This window comes from Neisseria sp. HMSC074B07 (assembly GCF_001810355.1).
GTDB lineage: Bacteria > Pseudomonadota > Gammaproteobacteria > Burkholderiales > Neisseriaceae > Neisseria.
Window position 1 is genome coordinate 8007 of sequence record NZ_KV800878.1, and the last position, 10846, is coordinate 18852.

The 10846-nt window shown below is 52.2% G+C and carries 11 protein-coding genes; 5 read left to right on the plus strand and 6 right to left on the minus strand.

Annotated features, from left to right (window positions below):
- Positions 1-73: 73 nt before the first annotated feature.
- From HMPREF2726_RS00615 to HMPREF2726_RS00640, 6 genes are all read right to left on the minus strand, one after another.
- On the minus strand, positions 74-436 hold the full coding sequence (locus HMPREF2726_RS00615) for a TIGR02328 family protein (protein ID WP_009311362.1): 363 nt from the start codon (positions 434-436) through the stop codon (positions 74-76).
- A gap of 80 nt (positions 437-516) precedes the next feature.
- Positions 517-2379 carry a Fe-S protein assembly chaperone HscA gene (gene hscA, locus HMPREF2726_RS00620; protein ID WP_009311361.1) on the minus strand — a complete coding sequence of 621 codons (1863 nt, stop codon included), beginning with the start codon at positions 2377-2379 and terminating at the stop codon, positions 517-519.
- A 164-nt stretch (positions 2380-2543) separates the two neighbouring features.
- Positions 2544-3548: an adenosine deaminase gene (locus HMPREF2726_RS00625; protein ID WP_009311360.1), complete on the minus strand. Its 1005-nt coding sequence runs from the start codon at positions 3546-3548 to the stop codon at positions 2544-2546.
- A gap of 16 nt (positions 3549-3564) precedes the next feature.
- A complete protein-coding gene (locus HMPREF2726_RS00630) occupies positions 3565-4104 on the minus strand; it encodes a hypothetical protein (protein ID WP_009311359.1) in 540 nt (179 codons plus the stop codon).
- A 77-nt stretch (positions 4105-4181) separates the two neighbouring features.
- A complete protein-coding gene (gene trpS / locus HMPREF2726_RS00635) occupies positions 4182-5192 on the minus strand; it encodes a tryptophan--tRNA ligase (protein WP_070601870.1) in 1011 nt (336 codons plus the stop codon).
- A gap of 348 nt (positions 5193-5540) precedes the next feature.
- Positions 5541-5942 carry an RNA-binding S4 domain-containing protein gene (locus tag HMPREF2726_RS00640; RefSeq protein ID WP_009311355.1) on the minus strand — a complete coding sequence of 134 codons (402 nt, stop codon included), beginning with the start codon at positions 5940-5942 and terminating at the stop codon, positions 5541-5543.
- Between the two features lie 219 nt (positions 5943-6161).
- On the opposite strand from HMPREF2726_RS00640, the gene HMPREF2726_RS00645 reads away from it, so the two are divergent.
- From HMPREF2726_RS00645 to HMPREF2726_RS00665, 5 genes are all read left to right on the plus strand, one after another.
- Positions 6162-7121, plus strand: coding sequence for an acetyl-CoA carboxylase carboxyltransferase subunit alpha (locus HMPREF2726_RS00645; protein ID WP_009311354.1), 960 nt, complete (start codon positions 6162-6164; stop codon positions 7119-7121).
- A gap of 91 nt (positions 7122-7212) precedes the next feature.
- The gene (gene tilS, locus HMPREF2726_RS00650) at positions 7213-8556 is read left to right on the plus strand and encodes a tRNA lysidine(34) synthetase TilS (protein WP_009311353.1); all 1344 of its coding nucleotides are present in this window, start codon (positions 7213-7215) and stop codon (positions 8554-8556) included.
- A gap of 82 nt (positions 8557-8638) precedes the next feature.
- On the plus strand, positions 8639-9238 hold the full coding sequence (gene rpoE, locus HMPREF2726_RS00655; protein ID WP_003758517.1) for an RNA polymerase sigma factor RpoE: 600 nt from the start codon (positions 8639-8641) through the stop codon (positions 9236-9238).
- A 16-nt stretch (positions 9239-9254) separates the two neighbouring features.
- Positions 9255-9830, plus strand: a complete 576-nt coding sequence (locus tag HMPREF2726_RS00660) for a sigma-E factor negative regulatory protein (RefSeq protein WP_241429723.1) — start codon at positions 9255-9257, stop codon at positions 9828-9830.
- 175 nt (positions 9831-10005) lie between these two features.
- Entirely contained in the window at positions 10006-10788 is a 783-nt protein-coding gene (locus HMPREF2726_RS00665; protein WP_009311352.1) for a TrmH family RNA methyltransferase, read from the plus strand.
- Positions 10789-10846: the final 58 nt, after the last annotated feature.

Sequence of the window (10846 nt, forward strand, 5' to 3'; positions counted from 1 at the left end):
CGTCGTACTGGTTTAAAGTTAATCCACTATATTTCAGACGACCTTTTGTGATGAAAGGGTCGTCTGAAACCGTTTATAACACGATGCCTTTGTTTTTTAAATTTTCCAGACATTCGTCCAGATAAGCATCATCGTGTTCGGGGTAAATCGGCGAATCGGCGGCTTCGATATCGTGTGCGGGATAAGGGGCAACCGCTTTGCCGCGGTACAGCGGGTCTTTCCACAACGGGTCGGGTTTGTAACCGCGTTTTTCCATTTCTTCCATAATCAACGCGTGATACAGATAGAGCTTGTCAGGCGAATGGGTGAAAACGTAATTCACCGTCGCGTGCGGCCTGCCCCAGCCTGCTCCGCGCAAGGCGGCGCATTCGCGGTGTTGCCCCAAAAGCTGGGCGCGGGGGAGTAGGGGGATGAGGGTTTGGTGCCAGAGTCTCATAGAAGAAATCGTGTCGGTTTGGATATTAGATTTTCAGACGACCTTTGTGTCTTTCGAGGTCGTCTGAAATCGGTTAACCATCAAATATTATCGACACTTTGCCCCGTCAGCGCACGTTGGATGTTGCGGTTCATGCGTTTGGCGGCGAAGTTGTCGGTACTGTGGCTGAGTTTGGCGACGGCGGCGCGGATGTCTTCGGCGTTGCCGTCTTTCAGACGACCTTGCAAATCGGCGATGTCTTGCTGGATTTGTTGCAATTCTTCGGCATCCAGCAAATCGCTATCCAACTCAAGGGCGGCGTTGACGGCGTCGGTCAGGCTTTCGGCTTCGACCACGGCTTCGGCGCGGGCGCGTGCCACCATGTCTTCGGCGGCGTTGCTCATGCTGTCTTTGAGCATTTGGGTGATGGTGTCGTCGTCCAAGCCGTAGGAAGGTTTGACTTCGATTTGCGCCTGTACGCCGGTGCTTTGTTCTTGGGCGGAAACGGACAGCAAGCCGTCGGCGTCAACTTGGAAGGTAACGCGGATACGCGCCGCGCCTGCGGTCATGGGCGGAATGCCGCGCAGGGTAAATTTGGCAAGGCTGCGGCAGTCGGAAACGAGTTCGCGCTCGCCTTGTACGACGTGTATCGTCATGGCGGTCTGGCCGTCTTTGAAGGTGGTGAAATCCTGCGCGCGCGCGGTGGGGATGGTGGAATTGCGCGGGATAATTTTTTCGGCGAGTCCGCCGTAGGTTTCCAAACCGAGCGACAAGGGGGTAACGTCCAGCAGCAGCCATTCGCCGTCGGTTTTGTTACCGGCAAGGACGTTCGCCTGTATGGCGGCGCCGAGCGCGACGACTTCGTCGGGGTTGAGGTTGTTCAGCGGGGTTTGTCCGAAGAAGGTAGCGACTGCTTGTTGAACGTGCAGCATACGGGTGGAACCGCCGACCATAATCACGCCTTTGATGTCGGCTTTGGTCACGCCCGCGTCTTTCAGTGCCTGTTTGACCGGCTCTATGGTTTTTTGCACCAGATTTTGCGTCAGGTGGTGAAATTCTTGGCGGGTAATGACGGTATGGATTTTGCGGCCGTCTGAAAGCGTGGCTTCGACGACGGCTTCGGTTTGGCCGGTCAGTTGTTCTTTGGCGGCGCGGACAAGGGAAAGCAGAAGCTGGCTGTCGCGCTCGTTGAGTTTGGAAAGGTCGTTTTGTTCGAGCAGGTGGCAGAACAGGCGGTGGTCGAAATCATCGCCGCCCAATGCGCTGTTGCCGCCGGTGGCTTTGACTTCAAACAGCCCTTTGGTCAGTTGCAATACGGATACGTCGAACGTACCGCCGCCCAAGTCGTAAACGACAAACGTGCCTTCTGAGGCGTTGTCCAGCCCGTAGGCAATCGCAGCGGCGGTCGGCTCGTTGAGCAGGCGCAATACGTTCAAGCCCGCCAAACGCGCGGCATCTTTGGTGGCTTGGCGTTGGGCATCGTCGAAATAGGCGGGAACGGTAATGACGGCGCCGACCAAATCGCCGCCCAATGTTTCTTCGGCACGCGATTTGAGGGCTTTGAGGATTTCAGACGACACTTCGATAGGCGTTTTGGCACCTTGGCGGGTGTTCAGTTCGACCACGCGCTCGTTGGGCGTGAACCGGTAGGGCAGGTATTGCGCGTCCTGCGCGAGGTCGGCAAGCGTGCGGCCGATGAGGCGTTTGGCGGAGCTGATGGTGTTCAGCGGGTCGGTTTTTTGGGCGGCAAGGGCGGCTTTGCCGACTTCGACGGCATCGCCTTCGCCGTAGCGGACGACAGAGGGCAGGGTGGTACGCCCGTCCATATCGGTCAGACAAACCGGGCTGCCGCTGCGGACGGTGGCAACCAGGCTGTTGGTCGTACCCAAGTCGATGCCGACGGCGAGGCGGTGTTGATGCGGAGCGGCGGACATGCCGGGTTCGGAAATCTGCAAAAGAGCCATGATTGTGTGCCTTTTGATGCTGTATTTATTAGGATAGGTCGGTATTTTAACAGATTTCGGGCGGATAGTTGAGTGGTTTGGTAGGGAATTGGCTGTGGTTAGAGGATTTGTATTTTTAGATAAAAACAAAGCCGACCGGATTGTTTTTCAGGTCGGCTTTGTGTCTAAACATGGATGCCGTCGATTTCGGCGTACCGTTTTGCTTTTTCTTCCGCACTTAAAAACGAGGCTTTGAACGAGTTTTTACATAAGGTGCGGATGTCCGTTTCATTCAAATCCAATGCGTCGGCAAGTTCGATGAAATTTTGGTTGAGGTAGCCGCCGAAGTAGGCGGGGTCGTCTGAATTGATGGTAACCAATACGCCGCACTCAAGCATACGGCGCAGGTTGTGCCGGGACAGGTCGCCGACGACTTTGAGTTTGAGGTTGCTCAATGGGCAGACGGTCAGGGGCATTTGTTCGGCAATCAGGCGCTGCATAAGGGTTTCGTCTTCTTCGGAGCGCACGCCGTGGTCGATGCGGACGACTTTCAGCAAATCCAACGCTTCCCAAACGTATTCGGGCGGACCTTCTTCACCGGCATGGGCGACGGCGGGAAAACCTTGTGCGCGGGCTTGGGCGAAGACGCGCTCGAATTTCGAGGGCGGGTTGCCGAGTTCGCCCGAATCCAGTCCGATGCCGTCGATATGTCGTCTGAAAGGCTGCGCTTGGGCAAGCGTTTCAAACGCGGACTCTTCGCTTAAATGCCGCAGGAAACACATAATCAGCCTGCTGGAAATGCCCCATTTTTCCTGCGCTTCCAGGCGGGCGCGGGTAATGCCGTTGATGACGGTTTCAAACGGTACGCCGCGCGCGGTATGGGTTTGCGGGTCGAAGAAGATTTCGGTGTGGACGACGTTGTCCTCACGGCAGCGGGCGAAATAGGCGGTGGTCAGGTCGTAAAAATCCTGTTCGTGGAGCAAGACCGCCGCCGCTGCGTAGTAAATATCGAGGAAGGACTGGAGGTTGTGAAAATCGTAAGCGCGGCGCACGGCGTCCACATCCGCATAGGGAATGGAAACGCCGTTGCGCCCGGCGATGGCGAACATCAATTCCGGCTCGAACGTGCCTTCGATATGGACGTGCAATTCGGCTTTAGGCAGGGCGCGGATTAAGGTGTGTACGGTCATGGGTGCACCCGCTCGATCAATAGTGGCGGCGGCGGAAGTAGAACATTCCTTCGCTGTCGAGTTCGAGGATGTAGCGGCCGTTTTGAACGGCGGCATAGCCGCTTTTGCCTGCCTGATACGGTTGCAGGGCGGCGTGGGAGAGGAGGTAGCCGGTTAGTTTGCCACCGTCTTCGGCGATGTTGCCGACCAGTTTGGCAAACAAGGCATGGCATTTGCCGTTTTCAGTCCAGCCCAAAGGCTCGCCTTTGTCGCCGGTTTCCATACATTTGCCGCTGATGACTTCTAAATCGTTGGGGTGGTTGCCGATCAGTTGGATGACGTTTTGTTCGGACAAGCCGTTAATTGGATAGCTGATTTGTTTTTTGCCGTCGTTGGTTTTGCCTTCACTGCTTTGACCTAAATCCAAGCCTGCGATGGCGTTGTTGTCGATGTATTTGACTTTAAACGCGGGTTTGGGCGCGGCTTCGGTGGCATTTTGGGCGGGCTCGGCTGGGGCTTCGGATTTGCCGCAGGCGGCGAGCAAAAGGGCGGATAAGAGAATTGGAAAGGCTTTCATCGGATATTCCTTGTTTTAAACAGGAAAAGGTCGTCTGAAATATAAGCGGACTGCTTTTTCAGACGACCTTTTGAGATTTACTTCAATGGACGGATGCCGACGGCGTCGCGTACTTGGTCCAGCAGTTCGCGTGCTTCTTTGCGCGCTTTGGCGGCGCCCGCCTGCAGGATGTCTTCGATTTGCGAAGGATTGGCGGTCAGCTTGTTGTAACGTTCGCGCGGTTCAGCCAGCTCGGCGTTGATTTTGGCGGCCAAGAGTTTTTTGGCTTCGCCCCATGCCAGGCCTTCGGCAAGCATTTGTGTGAACGCTGCGGTTTCAGACGGCGTGGAGAAGGCTTTGTAGATTTCAAATAGAGGACTTTCGTCGGGCTGTTTCGGCTCGCCCGGCTCTTTCATGTTGGTGATGATTTTGTTGACCGATTTTTGGGTTTTCTTGTCGTTTTCCCAAAGCGGAATGGTGTTGCCGTAGGATTTGGACATTTTGCGTCCGTCCAAGCCGACCAAGAGTTCGACGTTTTCGTCGATTTTCACTTCGGGCAGGGTGAAGACTTCTTTGAAGCGGTGGTTGAAGCGGCCGGCGATGTCGCGCGCCATTTCGACGTGTTGGATTTGGTCGCGGCCGACGGGGACTTCGTTGGCGTTGAACATCAGGATGTCAGCGGTCATTAAAATTGGATAGCTGTACAGACCCATTTCTACACCGTGGTCGGGGTCTTCCTGATTGTTTTCAGCGTTTGCCTGCACGGCGGCTTTGTAGGCGTGGGCGCGGTTCATCAGACCTTTGGCGGTGATGCAGGTCAGAATCCAGTTCAATTCCATCACTTCGGGAATGTCGCTTTGGCGGTAGAAGGTAGTGCGCTCGGGGTCGAGTCCGCAGGCAAGCCAGGTGGCGGCAACGGCTTGGGTGGATTGGTGAATCATCTCCGGCTCGTGGCATTTGATGATGCCGTGGTAGTCGGCGAGGAAGAGGAAGGATTCGGTATCGGGGTTTTGCGCCGCGCGGACGGCAGGGCGGATGGCGCCGACGTAGTTGCCCAGATGCGGGATGCCGGTGGTGGTTACGCCTGTGAGGACGCGTTTCTTGCTCATGGGAATATCCTTAAATGGCTCAAGGTCGTCTGAAAATGAAATAGGGATGGATTATACCTGATTCCGATGCGTTTCAACTTTACGGAAATCGGCGGTTTCAGGCAGGAGTCTCAACACAACGGACGGGTAAAACCGTCAAGTCAGTTGCGTGAAATAATAATATAGTGGATTAACTTTAAATCAGGACAAGGCGGACGAAGCCGCACAGTACAGACAGTACAGCAAGGCAAGGCAACGCCGTACTGGTTTAAAGTTAAGCCACTATAAAAACGGATGATTTGTTTTTGGCGGAGTTTCAAATATATCCGTTCTGCTGTACATCGCGGTTGAAACGGAATTTATAAAAACCTACCAGCTGTCGCGCTTCATGCGGTCGAGTTGGCGGCGGTCTCGTTTGGTCGGCCTGCCGTCGGGATATGCCGCGCTGATGCGGCTTGCTTGGTCAAGCTGTTTTTGCGCTTCGCGTTCGGAGGCGGTTTTCATGTCTTCTTCGTAAAGCTGACGCGCTTCGGGGGCGGGGCGGCGCTGGTGGTTGAGTGCCAATACTTTGATTTTGTAAGGCAGTGAATTGAGCGTCAGGTCGATGATGTCGCCTGCGCTGATGTTTTTGCTGTTTTTGACTTTGGCGCCGTTGACCTGAACCCTGCCCAATTCGATATGTTTTTGAGCCAGCGCGCGGGTTTTGAAAAAGCGCGCAGCCCAAAGCCATTTGTCGAGCCGCATCGCCGTATTGTCGTGTTCGTTTTTCATAGCCTGTTTGAAATGATTGAACTGAATGGAAGTTTATCATAAGATACGGCACTTCATTTGTTTAGTGCAGATATACTATATCATCCGCAAAAGGTCGTCTGAAAAGGCATCCGCCCGATTATCTGCCGTTTTGCACGGCATATCCTCCATGAGAAATGCTGCCAAATATGCCTGATTGGCGTATGATAGCGGCAGCGTCCCTACCGAGAGCTTCATCCTATGAAACCAGTTTTTTTGGATTTTGAACAACCCATCGCCGAATTAACCAATAAAATCGAAGAGCTGCGCTTTGTGCAGGGCGAATCCGCCGTCGATATTTCCGATGAAATCGCCAGATTACAGAAGAAAAGCAACGACTTGACCAAATCGATTTTCAACAAGCTGACGCCCGCTCAGATTTCGCAGGTTTCACGCCATCCCCAACGTCCTTACACCTTAGATTACATTCAAGCCATTTTCACCGATTTTGAAGAGTTGCACGGCGACCGCCATTATTCAGACGACCATGCCATCGTCGGCGGTTTGGCGCGCTTCAACGGACAAAGCGTGATGGTTATCGGCCATCAAAAAGGCCGTGACACCAAAGAAAAAATCCGTCGCAATTTCGGTATGCCGCGCCCTGAAGGCTACCGTAAAGCGTTGCGCCTGATGCAGACCGCCGAGAAATTCAATATTCCCGTGATGACTTTTGTAGATACGCCGGGCGCGTATCCGGGCATCGGCGCGGAAGAGCGCGGTCAGTCCGAAGCCATCGGACGCAACCTGTACGAATTGACCCGCCTGCGTGTGCCGGTTTTATGTACCATTATCGGCGAGGGTGGTTCCGGTGGCGCGCTGGCGATTGCGGTCGGCGATTACGTCAATATGCTGCAATATTCGACTTACTCGGTTATCTCTCCGGAAGGTTGTGCGTCTATTCTGTGGAAAACTGCCGAAAAAGCGGCAGATGCCGCGCAAGCCTTGGGTATTACCGCCAAACGCCTGCAAGAATTGGATTTGATTGACAGCGTGATCAGCGAACCTTTGGGCGGTGCGCACCGTGATTTTGAAACGACCATGAAAAACGTCAAAACGGTTTTGGAAACCGAGTTGCGCGAAGCGCAAAATATGCCGATGGCGGATTTGCTGTCGCGCCGTTTCGACCGGATTATGGCTTACGGCAAGTTTACGGATAAGTAAACAATTGATGTGTAGAAAAGCAGGCAGAAGCCCCCCTGCCTGCTTTTTCATTTCTAAGAACTTGCCTTGGACATAACATAGATTACGCCATATGAACCCGACGTCGTCTGAAAACCTTCCGCCTCAATGCCGCAGTTTGTTGGAAACCTTGCGTCTTTCGGCGCGTTCGCTTCCAGATGGTTGTACGGTAACGGTCGGACTAAGCGGCGGTTTGGATTCGGTGGTGTTGCTGCATATGCTCGTGTGTTTGCGGGAAGAGCTTGGATTGGACGTACACGCTTTGCACGTTCATCACGGATTGAGCCGCAATGCGGATGACTGGCTGGGGTTTTGCACACGCTTATGCCAAGAATGGAATGTGCCGTTTAGAAGCGTAAAAGTTGAAGTCAAAAAAGACGGCTTGGGAATCGAAGCCGCCGCACGGAAAGCGCGTTATCAGGCGTTTTCAGACGACCCCTCCGGCATCATCGCATTGGCGCACCATCAGGATGACCAAATTGAAACATTCATGCTCGCGGCGGTTCGCGGCGGCGGTATCAAAGCACTTGCCGTCATGCCGCCATGGCGCAAGCTGGATGAGGGAACGCAAATTTGGCGGCCGCTGCTGACGTTTTCCCGAAAAGAATTAGAAAACTACGCTGCTGTCTGCAACCTGCCGAACATCGAAGATGAAAGTAACGCTGATACAGCTTTTTTAAGAAATTGGATGCGTTACGAGGCGTTGCCGGTTTGGCGGGAGCGCATTCCGAATTTTGACCGTCATGTTTGTGCCAACATTCGTTCTTTGCAAACCGATTTGGCGATTTTGGACGAAGTTGTCGAAGCGGATTATCAGACGGTTTGCCAAAGCGGGCGCTTTCAAGTCAGCCGCTGGCAGACATTCAGCGAAGCGCGCCGCAGCCGGATTCTTTGGCGGTTTTTTAAAGAGAATGGGATTGTGGAAAGTTCTCCGAGAAAGCTGGCGGATTTCGCGCGGATACTGTTGGAAGCAGAAACTGCACAATGGCAGTTCGGCGAAACATCGGTATGTTTATACCGGGATTTTTTATTCATATTGAAACAAAACCAGTTTGCGGACGCAGATTGGATAAAGGGAAAAGAAGTCAGAGGTCGTCTGAAAGATATTCTCCAAGAAAACGGCTTTTTTCTGGTGCAGCACCGCAACGGATTGCCGGAATCGGTCTTGGAAGAAGAAGGAATCATTCGGACGGCGGGCAGTGATGATATGATGAATGTAGGTTTTTTGTATAAAAACGTTAAGAAAGTGTTGCAAGAAAACCATATTGTACCGTTCGTCAGAAAATGCTGGCCGATTATCACAAATACTGACGGAAACTGCATTGCTATTGTTAACCTTACGGTAAGCCACGATTTTCAAGGGTTTGACGGTTTTTTACCAGTTTACGGAAAATTTTTGAGATATAAATGGAACTAAATACGGCGGCAGTTGTCTTTAACTGGCACGGCACGCTTTACTATTTTATAGCTTATAATGCAGTTATTATAAAAGGTAAGATATGAATGATCGCCAGATTGATCAGGCCTTGGTAGAGCGCGCGCAGAAGGGCGAACAAAAAGCATTCGAGTTGCTGATGTCCAAATATCAGCGTCGGCTCATTCGATTGATTTCCCGTTTTGTCAAAGACGAACACGAAGTCAATGATGTGGCGCAAGAGGCAATGATTAGGGCTTATCGGGCCTTGCCGAATTTCCGGGGTGAGAGTGCTTTTTATACTTGGTTGTACCGGATTGCCATCAATACAGCCAAGAATTTCTTAGTAACATCAGGAAAGCAGCCGTTCGTCAGTGCAGAGGCTGCTAACGAAGACGGGGATATTCTGGATTTGTCGGATCAGATTGCGGATTACCATACGCCGGAAGCTGAAATGATCAATCGGGAAATCCTGCAAACAGTCGAATCAACAATTTCGCATTTGCCCGAAGACTTACGCAAAGCCATTACCCTGCGGGAAATGGACGGTTTGTCTTACGAGGAAATAGCCAAAATTATGGATTGTCCGATAGGAACGGTCCGCTCCCGTATTTTCAGGGCGCGGGAAGTAATAGCAAAAGATTTGAGGCCGCTGCTGGAAACCTCTGAAAATCAAAGGTGGTAAAAAAATGGTAACAACTATGGATACAACAAGAGAATATGTTTCCATGCTGATGGATGGAGACCAAGTAAGCGAAGAGATGCTTGACCGTCTGTTGTCCGACGATGCCGCTGCCGAAGCGTGGTACGAGTACCATCTGTTAGGCGATTGCATGCGCTATAAAGAAGGGACGGGGCGTGATGCAGATTTCATGCAAAGCGCGGCATTTACCGCTACGCTTGCGGAAATCAGCGAAGAACACAAACAGCGTCATGAAGCCGAAGTTGCCGCTGTGATGCCTGTTGTTAAGGAAGTACAGGCTGCGAACAGTTCCTTCTTCAAATCCTTCGCCGTCGCCGCCAGCGTGGCAGCGGTTGCCGTGGCCGTATGGCAATTCGGTCCGCAAGTGAAGGGCGACTCTTCAGGCATGGTTGCTGAAAAAGCTGTTGAAACTAAAAACCAACAGGAAAATATCGTACCCGTAGCCGCCAATCCGACAGCCAAAAATGCTTCGGATGCCGTGGTAATGCCTGAATCTGCAAAGAATGACAAAGGTGTGAGTCAGACTACGGTTCGAACCGAAACGCAGGTTCAACAGGATTCCGTCGTTCATTAAGCTGCATAGAGATACAGATTTCCATCAAGTAGAGAAATCCCTTCCCGAGCTATTCGGGCAGGGATTTTATTTTTGACCGGATGCATCTTGAGGTCGTCTGAAAAAGCGGGTTGAACAAAGTCGGACGGTATTGAGCTGTATCCTTTTTATTTGAATCCGCTATATAATGCGGCACATGAAATTGATTACCTCCGCGCAAAACGAGCAACTCAAGCATTTATCCAAGCTGCTGACACAATCTAAAGCACGCCGTGAATACGGGCAAACCGTGTTGGAAGGCGTGCATCTTTTGCAGGTCTATTTAGAGGCGGGATATGCGCCCAAACAAGTGTATTTGCCCGAAAGTAAAAACACGCATCCTGAAATCCGAAATTTAATCAGCAGCTTGGACGAAGATGGTATTACTTGGGTCGGAAACGAAGCCTTGTCTAAAATCACCAGTCTGAACGATGCCGACGATGTGATGACTTGGATAGAGATTCCGCCGCAAGGTGATTTGCCTTTAAGCGGTGACTGCGTGGTGTTGGACAGGTTGCAAGATCCGGGCAATGTCGGGACGGTTTTACGCAGCGCGGCAGCTTCGGGCATTAGGCAGATTGTGTTGGGTAATGACTGCGTCGATATTTGGTCGCCCAAAGTATTGCGTGCGGGTATGGGGGCACATTTTCTGCTGAATATATACAGCCGCGTTTTTCTACTGCATTGGCTGGATGCTTATCAGGACAAAATATGGGCGACTGCTTTGGACGGGCGCAATCCCTCCGACTTGTACCAACTGGATTTAAATGCCCCTTGCGCTTGGGTTTTCGGCAATGAAGGCAGCGGCGTGAGTCGGGAAATTTTGGAAAAAGTCGACGGCAGCGTCAGAATCCCGATGCTGGGACAGACCGAATCGTTAAACGTCGCCATGGCGGCAACGGTATGCCTTTTCGAGCAAATGCGCCAACGTATCGCCTAAACCGTTTTCAGACGACCCCTTAGAGAATATAGTGGATTAACTTTAAATCAGGACAAGG